Source organism: Planktothrix sp. FACHB-1365, assembly GCF_014697575.1.
Classification (GTDB): domain Bacteria; phylum Cyanobacteriota; class Cyanobacteriia; order Cyanobacteriales; family Microcoleaceae; genus Planktothrix.
The window spans coordinates 156,161-176,007 of record NZ_JACJSC010000009.1 but is presented as its reverse complement, the minus strand read 5'-3'; the positions used below and the strand labels follow the sequence as shown (position 1 = coordinate 176,007).

The following is a 19,847-nucleotide window of genomic DNA, read 5'->3' as shown; positions in this document are numbered from 1 at the left end:
CTTCTAAATAAGAGCTTGCTAAACCGTGGGTGTACCAGGAAGTAACAAATGTGGTTCCGGTTAACCAGCCACCAAGGGCTAGATAAGCACAGGGAAACAGTAGAACTCCTGACCAACCCACGAAGACGAAGCGATCGCGTTTGAGCCAGTCGTCGAGGACATCAAACCATCCTCTCTGAACTTGCGGCCGTTCGACTGCTATAGTCATTTCAGAACGATCCTCTTGGGTTATCTAAAACATTATCCTTTGTGAACTACCCCATAATCAATCGGTTTCTCGATTTTTGATGGGGCTGATCGTTTCACTGGTTTGACCTTCTGTGGAAATCAATCCGAACGCAGTTCGGCCGAAGGTCTTACAAAGCAGTTTTTTTCCCTTGCGAGACCAACTGTTCAGCGATCGATCGGATGCTTTGAGTCTACAGATGGTGTCCTCGGTTAACCGGGGGACATTTAGCGGTAGACTATTAAGCAAGTTAACATAACTATATATTACAGTTAACAATTTTTGCAAAGGTGTTGACTGTGAAGATTTACACTCTTACGTTTCATGAGTACCCAAACAAAGACCACAACGAATCAAATCCTTGATCAGAAAGTTACGGGTTCCCGTCGCTTCAGCAACTACTGGTGGGCCAGTGTAATCACCATCGGTGGGACTGGTTTTCTCTTATCGGGTATATCCAGCTATTTGAAAATTAATCTTTTACCCTTCGCCGATCCGACCCAACTGATCTTTATCCCCCAAGGAATTGTCATGGGGTTATATGGAACAGCAGCCTTGTTACTGGCTTTGTATCTATGGCTGGTGATTCTGTGGGATTTAGGCGGTGGATACAATGAATTTAATCGGGAAACGGAAAAGGTTAATATTTTCCGGTGGGGCTTTCCGGGGAAAAACCGTAAAGTTGAATTCAATTGCAACGTTAATGAGGTTCAATCAATTCGGGTAGATATCAAAGATGGACTCAACCCCCGTCGAGCGTTGTATCTCAAACTCAAAGACCGTCGAGAAATTCCCTTAACCCGTGTGGGCCAATCCCTGCCTCTGTCAGACTTAGAAAATCAAGGGGCTGAATTAGCGAAGTTTTTACAAGTTCCCTTAGAAGGACTGTAAAATATCCGACTGCACCCAAAAATTAAGACCTAAAATGAAACAATTCAACACACAGCACTGGTTTTTACCGCTCCTGCTCTTATGTGTGTTAATCGTGGCGGGCTGTAGTTCTACGACAACTTCAGCAGAAACTCAAGCTCAGAACAATCCATCTGTCGAGCAGACCCTTACTCCTAGTTCTCCAACTTCAACCCAACCTATGGCAAATTCACCCCAATTAAACGGAAAAGCAACGGTAGTAATGACGGTCAATAAATCGCCAATTACTATTGAAATTGATGGCACTAATGCCCCCATTACCGCCGGGAACTTTGTCGATCTCGTTAATAAAGGGGTTTATGATGGTCTAGCTTTTCATCGGGTTGTCCGTGATCCTCAACCCTTTGTGGTGCAAGGGGGCGATCCTCAAAGTAAAGATCCTAAGTTTCCCAGTGCTAGATTAGGGACTGGGGGATTTATTGATCCCAAGACATCCAAAGAACGGATGATCCCCTTAGAAATTAAGCCCAAAGGTGCAGAACAGCCGATCTATAGTAAAACCTTAGAAAGTGCCGGAATCCAAAAAGCTCCTGTTTTATCCCACAGTCGGGGTGCAGTAGCCATGGCTCGTTCTCAATTCCCTGATTCCGCTTCTTCTCAGTTCTATTTTGCCTTAGCAGATTTACCGTTCCTGGATGGGAGTTATGCGGTTTTTGGTTATGTTACCGACGGGATGAATGTTGTTGATCAAATTAAACAAGGCGATCGCATTCAGTCTGCTAAAGTGACCCAAGGGTTAGAAAATCTGAAAAATTAATAAACTGTCAAAAATTGTAAACTTTTAGTTTCCCAGGGTGGGTAAGGATCTCAAACTCAATCAAGCTGGATTGGGATTAGTATTTTTACTCACCCTGTAAATTAAGGTTTAGTCTTCAAGTCTCTGCTAAAAGTAACAATGCCTTCTCAACGTCTTGAATCCCCACTTTTGTTTCCCGCATTCCAGTAGCGGTTTGAGCGACTTCCTCATTCAGTGAATTCATCGAATCTATGACTTTTTGAATAGCAATTTCCTGCTGTTTATAGGTCAGATAAATTTCCTGGTTGCTCAAAACAATACGGTTAATTTCAGTCGCTACTTTTATAAAAGTATCCGTCGTAAATTGAGCATTTTTTACCCCTTCATAAACTGAATTTTTTCCCTCATTTGTAACTTTTACAGTTGAATTAATTTCAGTTTTAATATCCGTTACGACATTATTAATATCCTGGGAATATCTTTTACTTTGATCAGCCAGTTGACGAATTTCTTTAGCGACGACCCCAAAACCTCGACCATTGGTTCCACTTCGTACCGCTTCAATTGAGGCATTTAAAGCTAACAAATTTGTTTGATTTGCTAAGTTTGTTACCGAGGTTGTAATCTGACTAATTAAAGCCACCTGTTCACTCAAGCGCCTAATTTGTTCAGAAATTGCCTCAATTTTAGTCTTAAGATTTGCCATATCTCTTAAGGTATGATTAACTGCCTCTTTACCAATTTCTGCTAAATTCAGCACTTTTTTAGCGGTGTCAACGGCAATTTCTGCCTGCGTTGCTGATTGTTGAGAAGAGTTTCCCAACTGATTCATGGTCGTTGTGGTTTGATTCACTGTGATAGACTGTTGAAGTACCATTCGCTCCTGTTGTTCGGTACTTTTAGAAAGGAGAACAGAAGAAGTGGCGAGTGTATTAATCACAATGGCTTCTTGGCGATAGGTTTGAATATAATCTAAACTCAGTCCTAAAAATGGCACTAAATAGGCAATAATTTTCAAGAAATGTCCGATATTAAAATCATTATCAAACAATTGTATCGAACCAAAGGTCATGTGCATTTGTGCCATAACCGAAGGAATTGTACTCACCACTAAAGAATAAGCAAATAGACTCGGATATTGATGATAAAATTTGGGAAAAATAAAAATTCCTGCAAATATAAATAATACTAAGGGGATAAAATCCCAAGGGCGTTTAATGAAAGCATCAGGGAAGATCGTTTGAGGTAAAGTTGGGCTGTTCATAACAACATAAATAATTACAGAAGCTAACAACCCAAAGCAGAGGATCGCCATCATAACAATGGTAAAATTACCCCGCCAATTCTTAGGTTTTATAATCAGAATTGTACCTACCCCTAGAATTAAAATCACAACATTAAATAAGCGACAAATAGCCCAGGTGACAGGAATCAAGGCTTGACTGTCTGCGACCCCTTCAATCATTCGATCGGCTGCTAAAATATGAAAAGCATCCATGCTCCCTGCAAAAAATAGAGATATCCCAATAATGGGAGTTACGATATCTCGCTTAATCGCAAAGTGAACAAAGGATAATAAAACCGTAAAAAATGCTGTACAAATCGCTACCCATTCTAAAATTGTGTGGGTAAAGCTCCCTAATAAAGCATGATGTAGCTGATCAACCCATTGCGGCTGACTGAGATTAGTTAAAGTTGATAGATTCAATGAATTTTGTGGAGAAGCAAAACTAATACCTAAGAGATTGAGTAAAAAGGGTAGGATACAAATCCCTACGACTCCATAAACAAATGCTGTAGGGAGTCTAGTTTGCTTAACCATAGTTGTCTTTATTGAATCAATATCTTCTAATTTATAAACTTTTTTTTAAAAAAATACAAGAGAGTGTTTCAACCGATATTAATTTAAACGATATCTCCTAAAAATTTAATTCGGGGGTTATTTAAGATAAAGTAGAGTTAGTTAGAGTTAATTCTGACTCTCGGTTGTTGAAGACAGATTACTCATCAATAATGAATGTTGTTGTTACTGGTATTGGTTTAATCTCAGCATTAGGGAATTTAGAAACAACCTGGAAAGGATTGTTATCCAGTCAATCAAGAATATTACCTTATCAACCTTTTCCTGAGCTTCTAACCCAACCCCTCGCTTTAATTCATGATATTCCGTCTCATCCTACAGAATTATTAGAAAAGGCGATCACGGATGCGTTAATCATGGCTGATTTAACTCCCCTGTTACCCGACTGTGGGGTTGTGATCGGTTCGAGTCGGGGATATCAAGGAAAATTAGAACAGTTAGCAAGGAGGGAAGAGAATATTAATTTAATTAAATTTAGGGATTATTTACATTTTAATATTGCTGTAAATGCAGCTAAAAAAATCGGATCTACAGGAATTATTTTATCACCAATGGCCGCTTGTGCTACAGGAATTTGGGCGATCGCTCAAGGATTTGAACTGATTCAAACCCAACAATGTCAGCGTGTGATCGTAGGTGCGGTGGAAGCACCCATTACTCCTTTAACCTTAGCCGGATTTGAACAAATGGGAGCGTTAGCAAAAACAGGTTGCTATCCCTTTGATCGAAATCGAGAAGGATTTGTGTTAGGGGAAGGATCGGCTATTTTGATCTTAGAATCAGAAGATTTAGCACAACAGCGAAAAGCTCAAATTTATGGAAAAATTTTAGGATTTGGATTAACCAATGATGCGGCTTACAGTAATAAACCGGACTTTAACCAAAAAAGTGCGATCGCAGCCATTAAAACTTGTTTAAAAAATAGTGATTTATCTCCTAATCAAATTGATTATATTCATGCTCATGGAACTGCAACCGCATTAAATGATGACTATGAAGTTAAATTAATTCAACACTTATTTCCTCAAGGCGTTTCCGTCAGTTCGACAAAAGGGGCGACCGGACACACATTAGGTGCATCAGGAGCGTTAGGAGTAGCATTTGGTTTAATGGCATTAAATTATCAACTTTTACCCCCTTGTGTTGGCTTAAAAGACCCTGAATTTGATTTGGATTTTGTTACCTCAGTTCGTTCTAGTTTTGTCAGAAATACGTTATGTTTTAGTTTTGGTTTTGGCGGACAAAATGCTATTATTGCACTCGGTAAATAATATAATTATTATTGTAGGGTGTGTAAGCGCAGCGCACGCACCATCCCTTACTCATATTTAAACTGATGATCCCATTAACAGAATGTTTATCTAAAATTAACTGGAAAAAATCTCCCTCTATGATTTCATTATTTTCAGGATGTGGGGGTATGGATTTACCCTTTCATAAAGCAGGATTTAAAGTAGTTTGGGCAATTGATTCTAATGAAAATGCTTGCCAAACTTTTAGACGGAATATATCTAATGTAATTGTTTGTGATCAAATCGAAAATATTAATATTTCCGAACTTCCTAATGCTGATTTAATTACGGGAGGTTTCCCCTGTCAAGACTTTTCAATGATTTGGAAACGTCCTGGTTTAGAAGGAGAAAGAGGAAATTTATATACTTATTTTCTTAAATTTGTGCAAGCGAAAAGACCGAAAGCCTTTATTGCTGAAAATGTCAAGGGATTATTAAGTGCGAATAATTATAAAGCAATTCAACGAATTATTTCTGATTTTGAAAATATTGAACCGGGATATTTAGTTAAACCGAAACTTTATAATTTTGCTGATTATGGGGTTCCTCAATTTCGAGAACGGGTGTTATTAGTTGGAATTAGAAAAGATACAGGGTTTAATTTTATTCATCCCCAACCCGAATATGGCTTAAATCGAAAGTATCCTTATCGAACTGCATCACAAGTATTAGCCGGGGTAGAAAAAATTCCCTATAATAATGAACATCAAAAAATCCAACCAAGAACCATTGAAATTTTAAAACGGATTAAACCCGGAGGAAATTTTACTGATATTCCGAAAGATAGTGAATATTATGTTAAAGGAATGATTAGTCATGTTTACCGACGTTTACACCCTGACAAACCTTCAACAACCATTATCGCAGGAGGTGGCGGTGGAACTTGGGGATATCATTATCAAGAACCCAGAGCATTAACTAATCGAGAACGAGCTCGGTTACAATCGTTTCCAGATAATTTTATCTTTGAAGGATCATTGACAGAAGTTCGCAGACAAATTGGGAATGCAGTTCCTCCTGATGGTATTGTAGCCTTAGTTGAAGCATTAATTCCTTTGTTTCAAGGTAATTATGAGCGAGTTAATTTATATGATTTGAGTCAAGATTTACAACAATTATCAATTAAAGAACGTTTAAAATTAGCCAATCAAGAAAACCGTGAATTACTATCACTCGGGTAAATAATCTGGGTTTAAAGTATCTTCTTGGGAAAAGGGAGATTCTACAGGAAAAGTATTGATTGATAATCCCGTTTCATCAGCAGCTAATTCTCTAGCATCTTGATAACATTCTTCAAAAACATCAAGAAAATATCGCTTTAAACTCGGACTATTTTTAAAATCGTCTCGTAATCTTTTTCGATGTTCTCGAATAGTAAATAGCCAACTATTTGTTCGTTTCTCAGATTGATACTTATATTTTAATAGGTGCATTAATAAAATTCTGAGATTACTTGTGATAGCCTTTTTTTCACTTCTGACCATAGCTTCTAATTCTTCAATTAAATTAACGAGATCAACTTTGGCTAATTTTCCATGTTGTAATTGATGAATTGTATTCATTAACCAAAGATAATAATCTTCTTCATATAAACTAGAAGTTTGTTGAGATTCTGTGATCGGGAGTTGGGTTGTCATGGGATATCCTAGACTCAGTTAGATTTATAGCATTCGATTGCTATAATTATAGCGGTTCTACGAAATAATTTTTAGGTAAAGCTATGAAATTACTCAAAATTATATTAATTTCTGTCATCAGTTTAGTTTTGATCTGTACGCCTAGTTGGGCTATTCCTCAGACTAATACCAATGGAGATTATATACTCCCTGCTACAGAACGAAGGGGGATTCGCCAAATTAATTGGATAGTTACTGACAAAGACCCACACGGATTAAACTGTCGGATGCTTCAACAATATCAAGGCATTTCTATGGATTCTATAGACGCACCTGATATACTTTATAAAGATAACTACCATACTATTACCAATTGGTCAGTGATGACAACTTTTAAAACAGGCACAAAGTTACAAGCGGTAACAACACAATTTGGGACTAATATTGTATTACGAGATAAACAAAATAAACCTTGGATTCCGGTAGAAATTGCCCGTAATCTCAATAGAGGTAGCTGTTTTGTCCGTGCTAACCGCCAATTTATTAAGCCGATTCCAGATGACCCAGAAACTTAAGGGGAAGTTACCACATTCCTAACCAGTTAATTTGGTCGTTAATCTATCAAAAAAAAGTTGGGTTTCGTTTCCTTAACCCAACCTAACTTAATTTTATTCAGAAATTTAGAACGTGATATCGAGTTTACTGTGATTGCGATAACACCAGCCTAAAATTGTGCCTAAAAGGGATAATTTAATCAGTTCTAGGGTAAAATAACTCCAGTGGAGTTGGTTCATGCCATCAGGAATAGCAGTTAACCCATTAAAGAGGTTGAGGTTAATTCCTAACGCACTCATTTGAGGCGTAAGAATGTAGGTGTAAATCATCGCAATCGCTAATAGGAAAAAAGATAATCCGGTGATTGTCCGTAGGCGATTACTAAATTTTTCAGGAAGGGTTGTTGCTAATGCAATTAAGCTGGTTAAACCAACGGCGGCACAAACTAACTCAAAACGATTAAACACTGAAAAAATCAGTGTTCCTGCGGAAGTAAATCCTGTCTCTTCCATCATGCCTGAAACATACATTGTCGGCATAATTACAAAGTCAAGAATTAAGCTCCCTGCCATCCATAATGCTAAGGTTGCTAATACCAGTGTTAGCCAGCGTGTGGGATGATCTTCTAGTTTAGAGACTGTCGGCATAGAGATAACTACCTAATGTATAGAGATATAATTGCTGTCTTTAAATTTAGTGTAGCGAAAATTTCAGGGATAGAATGTGAAGTATTTTGTATAATAAAAGTTTACAAAATTATAGAAATGTTTAAATATTGATTTTAAAGCCAGCTTGTCCATTTTGGAGCTTTGTAAAAATTGTAACTTGTAGAGGGATGCGATCGCTTTATTTTTTGTTAAAATTAACTTAAATAGAATCAACACAATTAAGAAGGGAAAAGACTCTGGTGAAAGCAGTTATTTTGTTATCGGGTGGTTTAGATTCTTCTACGGTTTTATACCAAGCTAAAGCAGATGGATGTGAATGCTATGGGATTTCTTTCGATTATCAGCAACGACATCGAAAAGAACTCGAATCAGCCCGAAAAATTGCTGAATGTGCAGGAGTCATCGAACATCAAGTTGTTACCTTTGATCTCACCTTATGGGGAGGATCTGCATTAACAGATGATCACCTCGATTTACCCCAGGATAGATCGATTGAAAAAATGGCTGAAAGTATACCCGTTACTTATGTTCCGGCACGAAATACTATATTTTTAAGCTTCGCTTTAGCTTACGCAGAAGCGATTGTTGCTAGTCGGGTTTATATTGGAGTGAATGCCTTAGATTATTCAGGTTATCCTGATTGCAGACCCGATTATATTCAATCAATGGAAGAAGTCTTTCGCTTAGGAACAAAACAAGGTCGAGAAGGCAATCCAATTACGATTGAATCTCCCCTGATTCATTTAAAAAAAACAGAGATTATCGAACTTGGTAATCGTTTGGGTGTTCCTTGGGAATTTACTTGGTCTTGTTATGCAGGACAGACAAAAGCCTGTGGAACTTGTGATTCCTGCCGTTTGCGATTAGCCGCCTTTGCAGAACTAGGGTTAACTGATCCGATTCCCTATATTAAGGGTTAAATGAACTCAATAAAAGAGAAGGAATAATAGAGTTTTATTCCCTAACTTATCTGGGTTTTAACTTGTTTAATCTGTGATTTTAATTTCCCCTGTATATAATCCTCTTTGCAGGGTATAAACTAACTGTTGTTCGTGTTCATCGAGTTTGCGTAATAACCAATACCTCAGTGCATATCGTTCTTGACGACTCATGGATTGAGTTCTTAAAATTTGCTCGACCATTTGCTTGAAACTTAAAGTAGAAAAAGATATGGGTTCAGACATAAACAGACCAAAAGGCAATCCATTAAACCTTTTTAATATCTGTGATTGAGCGAATATATCCAGTGATTTCTGTGGTACTGTAGGTGTGATCATTCTCATCATCAATCAGTAAGCTGGATCACAAATCGAGGATATCCTGTTAAATTCAGTATTATTACTCACAAGCTGTTATCATTTCCGTTAACACCTAGCAGTTTTTGCTTAGGGAGTGAGGTGATTACAACTAGGTATTATTTTCTGGCGAAAGCTTTCCCCCCAGATTAACTTTATGGTATGGTTCAACAAATTAGAAGCTCGTCGGTTTCTCTGTGGAGGGACATACCGTGTTTTTATTTTAGATGTAAAATCTTTGTGTTACCAGTTGCCTATTTCTGATTCAAGGAGATTCAATTGAAAAAATTATTATCAGTTTTTATTCTAAGTTTTGTATTGTTAACGTTAATCCTACCTCAACCTGTATTAGCAGAAGAGGCGTTAAATGGATCTAAAATTTTTTCTAATTTCTGTGCCGCCTGCCATATTAATGGAAATAATGTGGTTGTTGCTAATAAAACTTTGAAAAAAGAAGCTTTGGTTAAATACTTAAAAGGATATGAAGAAGATGCTCAAGTTGCAATAATTAATCAAGTAACAAATGGTAAAAATGCGATGCCTGCCTTTAAAAATCGGTTAACGGCTGAAGAAATTAAAACCGTTGCTGATTATGTTGCTACACAAGCAGAAAAGGCATGGTTAAGTTCCCCCGCTCAAACCCAAGGGTTAAAACTGGATGTGAAGAATTCAGGGTGATTAAATTGATTGATTTTAGAGGTATTAGTTAACCACTCTCCCCCTATTGCTAAAATAAGGGGGAATTATTAAATCAACTATGGAAGATAGCCCAGAATCATTAAAACCGTCACGAAACCCTGTGGATGGGTGGAAGTTAGCTGAGTATGTTTCTGTTGGGGGAACCGCACTGGGAACGCTGATTGCGGCATGGTATCAGCCTGTTCTGTATGCGCTGACTCCCCTCAGTGCGGCGTTGTTGTTCAATCTTGTTAATCGTCAACGGTTTGAACAGAATATGCGTCAAAATCTGGATGCAGCAATTACGGATGTTCACGGGGTCGTGGAATCGTTGCATGAGCAACTGCAAACCTTACCCCCAGAATCGAATGAACTTGATCCGATTACGGATGTGCTCACGGAGTTACAACGGGTAACTCAACGGTTAGAAAAAAATGCGTTGCGACAAGAGGATTGGGAAGTGATGAATGTGCGGTTTCAGTTAATGCAAGAAGCTATTGATCAATTGAAGACCTCAACACAGACTTTTACCCCTCATTTGGAAGGACAGGAACATCAATCCTTAACAACGGCTTTAGAAGCCTGGGTGAGTCAATCTGTTGCAGATTCAGCGACAATTCACACCCAAATTGATCAGCTTTCTCAGCAAGTTAATACCTTACAAACCGAACAACAAACTTTAATTAAACCTTATCTAAAACGATTGGTTCGCGCGGTTCAGGCGTTAAAAAATCGTTAGGAGTTGATAACCCTCAACAAATTATCGATATTCATCTCCACAATCACCAATGATTTGCATTAAATCACGGGATTGGGAAAAAATAGAATTCAGGGTTTGATCATCCTCAGCATCAAGACTAAATTCAAAGACTTTAGCATTGTCTTCAATATGTTGAGAAATACCTAATCTTGTCCCTACCATTGCTCCGGCGACGGTGGGTTGTTCGAGGATATAACGAACAGCTATATTAGGAATAGTGACGTGATGTTTTTGGGCGATCGCATTCAGGGTTGTTAATAAGGTTTGGAATAAACTCCATCCTCCCCAAGCATCAATCATATTTTTATATTTTTTCAAGCTAACGGTTTCTAATCGCAATTTATTGGGTTCAGGTTGATCCAGATATTTTTCGGATAAAAATCCTCCACAAACAACACCATAAGGCAGTAATTTGATATTGTGAGTTTGACAAAACTCGGTCATTTTAGCTAAAGGACGACGATCAATTAGGGAAAACTGTACTTGATTGGATACAATGTTAATGTTATGTTCAACAATAATTTTTAAATGTTCTGTATCGAAATTGGTTAAGGCTAAATGCTTAATTTTGCCTTCAGTTTGTAACTCTGTCAGATAATGTAAAGCGTCTAAATAATTTTGATCTCGATAATCCCACCAATGAAATTGTAGTAAATCGAGACAGTCTACCCCCATCCGTTGACGAGAAATATCAATATTTTTTTCTACAATATTTTTCGTCATTTTTCCCGGACGAGGAACCCATTTTGTAAAGCCTTGAAGTTGGGATAATGCGGCTTGTCCACGAGTCGCAATTAGTTGTCGTCTAAACTCCCCAATAAAATCCTCCGCAGGGCCATAATGATCGGCGAGATCCCAAGTCGTATATCCAGCATCCCAGTATTTAAACATACTCTCAATGGCTGTTTTGGCATCAATCCGTCCATGAGATCCAGACACTTGCCACATCCCATTTAAAATGCGACAAATATTCAGGTCTTCTGTTAATTGAAATCGGCTGGAAACGGGTAGTTTCATGTTCTACGTTTAAAAAAATCAGGAATACCTTCAAGGTAAAATTTCGACTAGCTTATAGGAGCTATTAATCAATCTTTGCTTTTTCGGTAAAGGGTTAAGGTCGGAAATTAAAGTTTTATTAAATTTTTATAAATCCGACTGATCGCACATTATAAAATACAATATTATCAATTTTTGAGAATATGTCAACCCCTATTAATAAAACGTGACGGATTGTTTTTGTCACAAGCTCCTTGACCGAGATTCTACTGGACTCGCCAAGAAGTAGAAGAATAAAGTTCAATTGAGTTTTATCCCAATTCGATGAATTTAAGCCACAATAGAATTTTAAGCAGTATCTTTTGTGGCAATCTGGCAGATAGCAGTCAGGGAACGTGTCATAGAAAATTCTGATTTCAATCACAAAAATATAGTAATCAGCAATGCAATCTAATTTACTGATTGTAACATCAGATACCCCCAGTATGGATGCGATTAACCTCATGAACCAGAGGGATCATGACTGTATTTTAGTCATTGATGAACAACGACTGATCGGGATTGTAACTGAACGAGATATTGTGCGGGCAATTGCATCGGAAATTCATTTTGCTCAAGTCCCCATTACTCAAGTGATGACAGCCAATGTCATTACCTTATTGGAATCAGAAGCGGCGGATTCCTTACAAGTAATTCAACAATTTAATTACCATAAGATTCGCCATTTACCCATTGTTAATCTTCAGGGTGAAGTCATCAGAATCATTACCCCCAAACAGATTCGTGATCGTCTGATTCCTTACGATTTACTAAAATTAAGACGGGTGGAGGATGTCATGCAAATTCGGGTGATTCATGCCCCTCCCAGCACGTCTATCAAACAGTTAGCCAACTTGATGATCACCTATCAAGTGAGTTGTATTGTGATTACCCAATTACAAAATCAAGGACTGATTCAACCGATTGGAATGATCACAGAGCGAGATATGGTGCGATTCCAACAACTGAATCTTAAGTTTGAATTAACCCTTGCAGAAACGGTGATGACTTCACCCGTAATTGCTATTGCAGCCCAGGATTCTTTATGGTTAGCCCATCAACAAATGCAGCGTCATCAAATTCGGCGATTAGTGGTGACAACGGCTGAAGAAAATTTAATCGGAATTGTGACTCAAACCCATATTTTACAGGTGATTGATCCGTCAGAATTACTAGAAACAATTGATATTTTACAACATACCTTAGAAGTTCAAACAGTACAACTTAAACAAGAAATGCAGCTTGTACAAACCTTGGTTCAGCAAGAAGCTCGTTATCATCGCTTACTCGATAGTTTTCCTGAATTTGTCTGTTGTTACACCGTTAAAGGAAGCTTAACGTTTATTAACCAAGCCGGTTGTCAATATTTGGGTCAGTCGGCTTCAGAATTACTCGGAAAAAGCATTTTTTCCCTATTTCCTGATCACGAACAAAACCTGGGGCTAGAGCAAATGACCCATTTGTTAGAAACTCAAGAAACCCTAAGCTATCAGTCTTGTCTGACAGAGGAATCCAATCAACAACGGTGGTTAGAATGGACGGTGCAAGTGATTCCCGATGGGACGGGACAGAACCGAGAATTTCAAGCGATTGGTCGAGATATTACCAAACACAAACAAGTTGAACTTCAGCGACAACAAGTTGAAGCCGCCTTAAGTCAATCGGAAGCAGAACTGCGGGCTGTTTTTGGGGCGATGTCGGATTTAGTCTTAATTTTAGATGAGGAAGGACGGTATCTGAATGTGATTACGAATAATCCCCATATTCTGTATCTACCCGTTGAGCAAATTTTAGGTAAAATACCCCAAGAAATTTTTCCTGAACCCCTCGCAACTCAAATGTTAGAAACTGTACAAAAAGCGATCGCCACCCAAACCACAGCAACCCTGGAATATTGTTTAGAAATTGGCGGAAAAAATAGTTGGTTTTCGGCTAATATTTCTCCCCTGTCTCCTTCCTCCGTTGTCGCAGTGATTCGAGATATTAGCGATGGTAAACAAGTCGAAGAAACTCTACAAGAAACCAACTTAGCTTTAGCAGAAGCCCAAAAATTGGCTCATTTAGGGAGTTGGTCTTATGATCCGCTTACCCAAATAGTTCAGTGGTCAGAGGAAAGCTTTTGTATTTATGGGTTAAGTTGCGATCATCCTGTTCCCAGCTATGAGGAATTATTACAAGTTTTTACCCATCCTGATGATCGAGAACTCATCCGTCATCGCCTGGAAAAAGCACTTAACGAAGGTCAACAATTTCAACAGGAAATCCGTATTTTTCGCCCTGATGATTCTCTGCGTTATCTTTTAATTAAAGGCAAAGTGATGAGGAATGAACAAGGTCAAGTCATTCGCCTATTTGGAACGTTATTAGATATTACAGAACGCAAACAAATCGAAGAAACCCTGCGTCAACTCCTGAAACGAGAACGAGTTGTTACGGAAATTACTCAACGGATTCGCCAATCCTTAAACTTAGAAGAAATCTTAACTACAACCGTTACAGAAATTCGCAAGTTATTACAAACAGATCGGGTTTTAATTTATCGGTTTGAACCGAATGGAAATGCCCTCGTAATAGTACAATCTGTAGGGGTAGAGTGGATGTCTTTATGGGGTCAACAAATTCCCAGCAGCTATTTAACTCAAGACCAATGTATTATCCCCTTTAGTCAAGGATGCCTTCATAATATTTCTGATATTTATACCGCCCCTCTTAAATCCGATCAGTTACAGTGGTTTGAACAGTGTCAAGTCCGCGCGTGTTTAGGGGTTCCGATTACTAAAGGTGAACTATTGTGGGGATTTTTAATGGCTCACCATTGTACTTGTCCTCGACAATGGGCTTATTGGGAATTAGATTTACTTGAACAAATTTCGGCTCAAGTTTCTATTGCGATTCATCAAAGTCAATTGTATGAACAAACCCAAGAACAAGCGCAACGGGAAAAAGGATTAAGACGAGTGATTCAAGCAATTAGTCAGCCCTTAGACTTAGAAACAATTTTCTCAACAGCAACCTTAGAAATAGGTCAACTCTTAAATGTTGATCGAGTGTCAATTGCTCAATATATCCCGGATAAAAACCACTGGATTATTGTTGCGAGTACCACTCAAGGCGCAGAAATTCCTGATACCATCGGAATCATTATTCCTGATGATGATAATTTAATTTCTGCCCAAATCAAGCAACAAAAAGTAATTCGGATTTCTAACTTTCAACAGGATGTTGATCAACCGATTAATCAGAATTTAACCGAGATGAATCCGGGTGCTTTATTGATTGTTCCGTTATGGGTCGGTTCCTCAATTTGGGGAAGTTTAAGTGTCTATCGCCATAATCAAACTTGGATTTGGCAAGATACCGAAGTTGAATTAGCTTGTACGTTAGTTGAACAATTGCAAGTTGCCATCCAACAATCTCAACTCTATCAACAATTACATATTGCTAATCAACGTTTAGAAGGTTTAGTCATGATGGATGGACTAACTCAGGTGGCAAATCGACGTCGATTTGATGAATATTTAGAGCAAGAATGGAAGCGAGGTATGCGAGAAAAACAACCTTTATCATTAATTTTTTGTGATGTAGATTACTTCAAGTGTTATAATGATCAATACGGTCATTTAGCCGGAGATGAATGTTTAATTCAAGTTGCCCAAGCCATTGATCAATCTGTTCGCCGTCCGGGGGATTTAGTCGCTCGTTATGGGGGAGAAGAATTTGCAGTTATTCTTCCTCAAACCTACATCGAAGGGGCTATTCAAGTCGCTGAAATTATCGCTAATACCCTTAATTCCTTGCAGATTCCTCATAACATATCACCTCTAAGTTCACACTTAACTCTTAGTATGGGAATTGCCAGTTTCAGGCCTTCGGTTTTTAGCTCTCCTCAAGTTCTAATTGAAGCGGCGGATCAAGCCCTGTATCAAGCCAAAGCACAAGGTAGAAATCGTTATATTGTCTATACATCTCCTGAATCTGCGTCTGAATCTTCACATTAATAATTAATTTTGTGAATAATTTAGCATCCCTCCTGAAAATGCCTTCTTTTTTAAGCCGTTACTTAGTCAAAGTTTGTTGTAAAATTCCATTACGTTATGTTTTGGTCGTTCCTTTTTCGGTGTTGATTTTTAGTTCTGTGGGGTTAGTAAGTTGGTTGTCTTTTCGGAATGGACAAAAAGCCGTCAATGATTTAGCCAATCAATTACAACACGAAATTAGCGATCGCTTAAAACAACATCTAAATACTTATTTATCGGTTCCCGTTTCTATTAACCAACTCAATCATCAAGCCATTCAACTTGGTTTACTTGACCTGGGTAATTTTCAAACCACTGGACAATACTTTTGGCAACAATTGAGAATTTTTCCGAATGTAGGTTATATTAGTTTTGGTAGTTCCACTGGGGAATTTATTGGTGCGGGTCGATACCCAGAAGGTTATTTTGAAATTAGTGAAGCTTCTCGGAAATCTACTCAAGGAAAGAGTTTATCCTATAAAACTGATTCTCAAGGAAATCGGATTAAACCTGCCTATGATATTGCAGATACCTATAATTTTAAAGCAGAATCTTGGTATGCTGATCCAGTAAAAATCGGTCATGCAGTTTGGAGTGATATTTACAACTGGGAAGGCTATCCTCAATATATTTCTATTGCTTATAGTCAACCCATTTATAGTCAAAATAAACAGTTAATCGGCGTATTAAGTGTTGATCAGCAATTATCTCAAATTAGTAATTTCTTACAAAAACTAAAAATTAGTCCATCAGGAAAAACATTTATTTTAGAACGCAATGGATTATTAGTAGCAAGTTCCAGCACCGCTAAATCTTATCGTTTAGTGAAAGGAGAAGCACAACGAATTAAAGGCACGGAAATTCAAGATCCTTTAATTTGTTTAACCAGTCAGCATCTCCTGAAATATTTTACTGAGTTAACTCAAATTAAACAACCCCAAAATTTTAGTTTTAATCAAAAAGGGGAAAAATTTTTTGTTCAGGTCAATCCTTGGCAAGATCAATTGGGTTTAGATTGGTTAATTGTTGTTGTAGTTCCTGAATCAGATTTCATGCAGCAAATTCATCAAAATACACGAAATACAATTTTATTAAGTATCGCTGGTTTACTCATAGCAACTTTGATGGGTTTAGTAACTTCCCGTTGGATTTTAGTTCCTTTAATGAGTTTAAAAGAAGTTGCGATCGCTTTTTCTCAAGGAGATTTTTATCAAAAAATTGACCTGAGCCGTTCTGATGAATTAGGAGTTTTAGCCAAAACTTTTAATCAAATGGCACAAGAATTAAGAGATTATTTAATCCGATTAGAAGAAACCAACCAATCTTTAGAACAAAGGGTTGAAGAACGGACAATAGAACTGAAACACGCGAAGGATATAGCAGAGGTAGCCAACCATGCCAAAAGTGAATTTTTAGCGCGAATGAGCCATGAATTAAGAACTCCTTTGAATGCTATTTTAGGATTTACGGGAATATTAAATCATCACCATTCTCTCGATATTGAGCAAAAAGAATATATTGAAATTATTAGTCGCAGTGGAGAACATTTATTATCATTAATTAATGATGTTCTCGATATGGCTAAAATTGAATCGGGTCATATTTCCCTAAGTTACAGTAGTTTTAATCTCTATCATTTATTAAATTTAATTCAACAAATGTTAAAACTAAAAGCAGAATCTAAAGGATTAGATTTAATTATAAATTTAGATAAAGATGTTCCTCAGTATATAGAAACTGACGAGAAAAAATTACGTCAAATTTTAATAAATTTATTAGGAAATGCAATTAAATTTACCGAGTATGGTTCTGTTATTTTAAGAGTCAAAAAAGGACTTGATTCTCAGTCTAAATCCTCACCAGAAATCACCTTGAATTTTGAAATTGAAGATACGGGTGTTGGGATTGAAGCCACTCACCTAGAGCGTATTTTTGAAGCCTTTATTCAAACTGAAGCCGGACAGAAAGCTTTAGAAGGAACAGGTTTAGGATTATCCATTAGCCGACAATTTATTCAACTGATGGGAGGAGAAATTAATGTTAAAAGTACCGTCGGGAAAGGGACAATATTTTATTTTAATATTCAAGCTAAATTAACTGAACAACTAGATATTTATCAACCTAATATTTTGAATAAACCTGTTATTGGAATTGTCAATTTAACCCAACCCTACCGAATATTAATTGCTGATGATCGTTGGGAAAATCGCCAAGTTCTACGGAAAATATTAGAACCCATTGGCTTTGAAGTTCAGGAAGCAAAAAATGGAGAAGAAGCGATCAATATTGCCTTAAATTGGTTTCCTCAATTAATCTTAATGGATATGAATATGCCTGTTATTAATGGATATATAGCAACTCAATCGATTCAATCTCAATCTTCTCAACAACCTCCGATTATTATTGCGGTTACAGCCAGTGTTTTTGAAGAAGAAAAATCTAAAATTTTAGCCGTTGGCTGTCAAGATTGTCTGCACAAACCTGTACAAGCAGCTATACTTTTAGAAAAAATTGCTTACTATTTAAAAATTCAATATCAATATAATGAAAATCAGGAGCACATTCTTCGGTCTGAATCTCCCTCTGAACTCACTCTCAACGCCTCTGACTTGAACAATATTTCTTTAGATATTATTGCACAACTGAATCAAGGTGCGGTTCAATTGGATGATCGCTTAATTTTTGAAGCCATTGAACAAATTGCTATTCATCATCATGAGTTAAGCGAGATCCTGACCCGTTTAGTCAATAATTTTCGGTATGATATTATTGCAGATGTGACGGCAATCCTCCTCCCCCATCCCTTCTCTTCTGTTTAAGCAACACATTCTGTTGTCCTGCATTTAATGTCAAAAAAAGGCTTGAGATTTATCTTAAACCTTAAGCCTTTTCTGATTAGTAGTACCCCCAACGAGATTCGAACTCGTGTCGCCTCCGTGAAAGGGAGGTGTCCTAGGCCTCTAGACGATGGGGGCTTATGACATTGGGCATTGAGTCATTGCTTGACTTCGCGCTTGACTTTGTGCCTTTCACCTTTATTAATCTAGCCTATATCCGAATCGGTGTCAACCCTTTTAGAAATTTTTTTTTTAGATTTTTTTAAACTGGGCTGAAATCTTTGCTGCAAAAGGCTTGTAGAATTTTAACACAGTTCGCGATCGCTCCTAAGTGAGCAATTTCATAACCGTGAGTATTCTGAGTCGGGAAACTCAGACAAGCCGCCCGGGCTACATGGCCAAATTTCATAGCAACGGAGGCATCACTACCAAACCCATTTAAGATCGCCAGTTGTAACGGCACTCCTGCGGTGGTTGCTGCCTGTCGCAGTTCCCCATTTAACCCCTCATCATAAATTCCATAGCTATCCTGAGACAGCAACACGGGTTTTTCATCTCCTGTGATGGGATATTCCGGGGCGAGGGGGCAAATTTCCAGGGCAATTAACGCCTCTAAAGTTTGCCTTTGGGTAAAATATAACGCCCCAATAGCCCCAACTTCTTCCTTCGCAGAAGCCACAAGATACACATCAATCGGTGGGTTTTTAACGGTTTCTGCTAATATTAATAAAATCGCAACGGAGGCTTTATTATCAAGGGTATAACTGGCAATATAATCTTTTAGACGGATCGGTTTTTTCCGGTGTTTTCCCACAACTCCCCGTGTTCCCGGTCTAATTCCAGCAGTTTCTAATTCCTGCGCGTTGCATTTCGTTTCGATCCAAGCATCTTCCCATTTTAAAGCTTTCTCTTCTTGGTGGAGTTTTTGCGGAGATTCATGGGAAATATGACGAGAACCAAAACTTAGAATTCCGCTAATGGTTTGGTGATCTCCTAATAAATCAACTACCCCTTCTCCATACACCCAAGGAAAAGAACCCCCTAATTTCCGAATTAAAACTCTTCCGTTATCTTCAATACTTTTAACAATGATGCCAATTTCGTCTTTATGTCCCGTAATTGCAATGGCACGGTTGGGATTTTGACCCGGAATTTTAGCAATAATATTATCAGCTTGATCTCGCCAAGCTTCCACACCCCGTTGAGAAAACCCTTCTAATAACCATTGATTGATTTCACATTCTGCGCCACTGGGAGAATGTTGTAGCACTAAATTTTCAATGGTTTTAAATAAAGTATTATAATCCATTGTTAACCGTTAACCGTTGACCGTTGACCGTTG

Annotated in this window: 16 protein-coding genes, 1 tRNA gene and 1 pseudogene; 10 read left to right on the top strand and 8 right to left on the bottom strand. The window is 37.8% G+C overall.

Translation table 11 applies throughout. The annotated features are described in order from the left end of the window. Window positions 1-208: pseudogene (locus tag H6G57_RS13300) on the bottom strand (photosystem II D2 protein (photosystem q(a) protein)); the annotation flags it as partial. A gap of 342 nt (window positions 209-550) precedes the next feature. On the opposite strand from H6G57_RS13300, the gene H6G57_RS13295 reads away from it, so the two are divergent. Next, window positions 551-1,117 carry a photosystem I assembly protein Ycf4 gene (locus tag H6G57_RS13295; RefSeq protein ID WP_190519257.1) on the top strand — a complete coding sequence of 189 codons (567 nt, stop codon included), beginning with the start codon at window positions 551-553 and terminating at the stop codon, window positions 1,115-1,117. A 34-nt stretch (window positions 1,118-1,151) separates the two neighbouring features. After that, on the top strand, window positions 1,152-1,913 hold the full coding sequence (locus H6G57_RS13290) for a peptidylprolyl isomerase (protein WP_190519255.1): 762 nt from the start codon (window positions 1,152-1,154) through the stop codon (window positions 1,911-1,913). 115 nt (window positions 1,914-2,028) lie between these two features. Here the strand turns inward: H6G57_RS13290 and H6G57_RS13285 are convergent, their stop codons facing one another. Next, entirely contained in the window at window positions 2,029-3,714 is a 1,686-nt protein-coding gene (locus H6G57_RS13285) for a methyl-accepting chemotaxis protein (protein WP_190519253.1), read from the bottom strand. 191 nt (window positions 3,715-3,905) lie between these two features. Between H6G57_RS13285 and H6G57_RS13280 the strand changes: the two genes are divergently transcribed. Then, window positions 3,906-5,024 (top strand): beta-ketoacyl-ACP synthase, encoded by a 1,119-nt coding sequence (locus H6G57_RS13280; protein WP_190519251.1) that lies wholly within the window; start codon window positions 3,906-3,908, stop codon window positions 5,022-5,024. A gap of 65 nt (window positions 5,025-5,089) precedes the next feature. Then, window positions 5,090-6,226, top strand: coding sequence for a DNA cytosine methyltransferase (locus H6G57_RS13275; RefSeq protein ID WP_199314265.1), 1,137 nt, complete (start codon window positions 5,090-5,092; stop codon window positions 6,224-6,226). On the opposite strand, the gene H6G57_RS13270 is transcribed toward H6G57_RS13275, so the two are convergent. Next, the gene (locus H6G57_RS13270) at window positions 6,215-6,682 is read right to left on the bottom strand and encodes a DUF29 domain-containing protein (protein ID WP_190519250.1); all 468 of its coding nucleotides are present in this window, start codon (window positions 6,680-6,682) and stop codon (window positions 6,215-6,217) included. The genes H6G57_RS13275 and H6G57_RS13270 overlap by 12 nt on opposite strands. 83 nt (window positions 6,683-6,765) lie before the next feature. Between H6G57_RS13270 and H6G57_RS13265 the strand changes: the two genes are divergently transcribed. Further along, window positions 6,766-7,236 carry a hypothetical protein gene (locus tag H6G57_RS13265; RefSeq protein ID WP_190519248.1) on the top strand — a complete coding sequence of 157 codons (471 nt, stop codon included), beginning with the start codon at window positions 6,766-6,768 and terminating at the stop codon, window positions 7,234-7,236. A 105-nt stretch (window positions 7,237-7,341) separates the two neighbouring features. On the opposite strand, the gene H6G57_RS13260 is transcribed toward H6G57_RS13265, so the two are convergent. Next, the gene (locus H6G57_RS13260) at window positions 7,342-7,863 is read right to left on the bottom strand and encodes a DUF4149 domain-containing protein (protein WP_190519246.1); all 522 of its coding nucleotides are present in this window, start codon (window positions 7,861-7,863) and stop codon (window positions 7,342-7,344) included. Between the two features lie 260 nt (window positions 7,864-8,123). On the opposite strand from H6G57_RS13260, the gene queC reads away from it, so the two are divergent. Continuing rightward, window positions 8,124-8,804, top strand: a complete 681-nt coding sequence (queC, locus tag H6G57_RS13255; RefSeq protein ID WP_190519243.1) for a 7-cyano-7-deazaguanine synthase QueC — start codon at window positions 8,124-8,126, stop codon at window positions 8,802-8,804. A gap of 66 nt (window positions 8,805-8,870) precedes the next feature. Here queC and H6G57_RS13250 read toward each other — a convergent pair whose 3' ends face one another. Further along, window positions 8,871-9,068, bottom strand: coding sequence for a hypothetical protein (locus H6G57_RS13250; protein WP_190519241.1), 198 nt, complete (start codon window positions 9,066-9,068; stop codon window positions 8,871-8,873). Window positions 9,069-9,458: 390 nt separating this feature from the next. Between H6G57_RS13250 and petJ the strand changes: the two genes are divergently transcribed. Together petJ and H6G57_RS13240 are read left to right on the top strand one after the other, a co-directional pair. After that, entirely contained in the window at window positions 9,459-9,857 is a 399-nt protein-coding gene (gene petJ / locus H6G57_RS13245) for a cytochrome c6 PetJ (RefSeq protein WP_190519239.1), read from the top strand. 79 nt (window positions 9,858-9,936) lie between these two features. Then, on the top strand, window positions 9,937-10,596 hold the full coding sequence (locus H6G57_RS13240) for a hypothetical protein (RefSeq protein WP_190519237.1): 660 nt from the start codon (window positions 9,937-9,939) through the stop codon (window positions 10,594-10,596). Between the two features lie 21 nt (window positions 10,597-10,617). Here H6G57_RS13240 and H6G57_RS13235 read toward each other — a convergent pair whose 3' ends face one another. Continuing rightward, window positions 10,618-11,634 (bottom strand): aldo/keto reductase, encoded by a 1,017-nt coding sequence (locus H6G57_RS13235; RefSeq protein ID WP_190519236.1) that lies wholly within the window; start codon window positions 11,632-11,634, stop codon window positions 10,618-10,620. Window positions 11,635-12,056: 422 nt separating this feature from the next. Between H6G57_RS13235 and H6G57_RS13230 the strand changes: the two genes are divergently transcribed. Together H6G57_RS13230 and H6G57_RS13225 are read left to right on the top strand one after the other, a co-directional pair. Next, window positions 12,057-15,650 (top strand): diguanylate cyclase domain-containing protein, encoded by a 3,594-nt coding sequence (locus tag H6G57_RS13230; RefSeq protein ID WP_190519234.1) that lies wholly within the window; start codon window positions 12,057-12,059, stop codon window positions 15,648-15,650. An 11-nt stretch (window positions 15,651-15,661) separates the two neighbouring features. Continuing rightward, window positions 15,662-18,487, top strand: coding sequence for a hybrid sensor histidine kinase/response regulator (locus H6G57_RS13225; RefSeq protein ID WP_199314264.1), 2,826 nt, complete (start codon window positions 15,662-15,664; stop codon window positions 18,485-18,487). An 83-nt stretch (window positions 18,488-18,570) separates the two neighbouring features. Here the strand turns inward: H6G57_RS13225 and H6G57_RS13220 are convergent. Both H6G57_RS13220 and H6G57_RS13215 read right to left on the bottom strand, forming a co-directional pair. Beyond that, window positions 18,571-18,643, bottom strand: a tRNA-Glu gene (locus H6G57_RS13220). Window positions 18,644-18,767: 124 nt separating this feature from the next. Beyond that, a complete protein-coding gene (locus tag H6G57_RS13215; RefSeq protein ID WP_190519232.1) occupies window positions 18,768-19,814 on the bottom strand; it encodes a M42 family metallopeptidase in 1,047 nt (348 codons plus the stop codon). Window positions 19,815-19,847: the final 33 nt, after the last annotated feature.

Coding starts and splice junctions, on each gene's coding strand:
- H6G57_RS13290 (WP_190519255.1), top strand. CDS start 1,152: ATGAAACAATTCAACACACAGCACTGGTTTTTACCGCTCCTGCTCTTA.
- H6G57_RS13250 (WP_190519241.1), bottom strand. CDS start 9,068: ATGTCTGAACCCATATCTTTTTCTACTTTAAGTTTCAAGCAAATGGTC.
- H6G57_RS13260 (WP_190519246.1), bottom strand. CDS start 7,863: ATGCCGACAGTCTCTAAACTAGAAGATCATCCCACACGCTGGCTAACA.
- H6G57_RS13275 (WP_199314265.1), top strand. CDS start 5,090: ATGATCCCATTAACAGAATGTTTATCTAAAATTAACTGGAAAAAATCT.
- H6G57_RS13240 (WP_190519237.1), top strand. CDS start 9,937: ATGGAAGATAGCCCAGAATCATTAAAACCGTCACGAAACCCTGTGGAT.
- H6G57_RS13270 (WP_190519250.1), bottom strand. CDS start 6,682: ATGACAACCCAACTCCCGATCACAGAATCTCAACAAACTTCTAGTTTA.
- H6G57_RS13235 (WP_190519236.1), bottom strand. CDS start 11,634: ATGAAACTACCCGTTTCCAGCCGATTTCAATTAACAGAAGACCTGAAT.
- H6G57_RS13265 (WP_190519248.1), top strand. CDS start 6,766: ATGAAATTACTCAAAATTATATTAATTTCTGTCATCAGTTTAGTTTTG.
- H6G57_RS13280 (WP_190519251.1), top strand. CDS start 3,906: ATGAATGTTGTTGTTACTGGTATTGGTTTAATCTCAGCATTAGGGAAT.
- H6G57_RS13215 (WP_190519232.1), bottom strand. CDS start 19,814: ATGGATTATAATACTTTATTTAAAACCATTGAAAATTTAGTGCTACAA.
- H6G57_RS13230 (WP_190519234.1), top strand. CDS start 12,057: ATGCAATCTAATTTACTGATTGTAACATCAGATACCCCCAGTATGGAT.
- H6G57_RS13295 (WP_190519257.1), top strand. CDS start 551: ATGAGTACCCAAACAAAGACCACAACGAATCAAATCCTTGATCAGAAA.
- H6G57_RS13285 (WP_190519253.1), bottom strand. CDS start 3,714: ATGGTTAAGCAAACTAGACTCCCTACAGCATTTGTTTATGGAGTCGTA.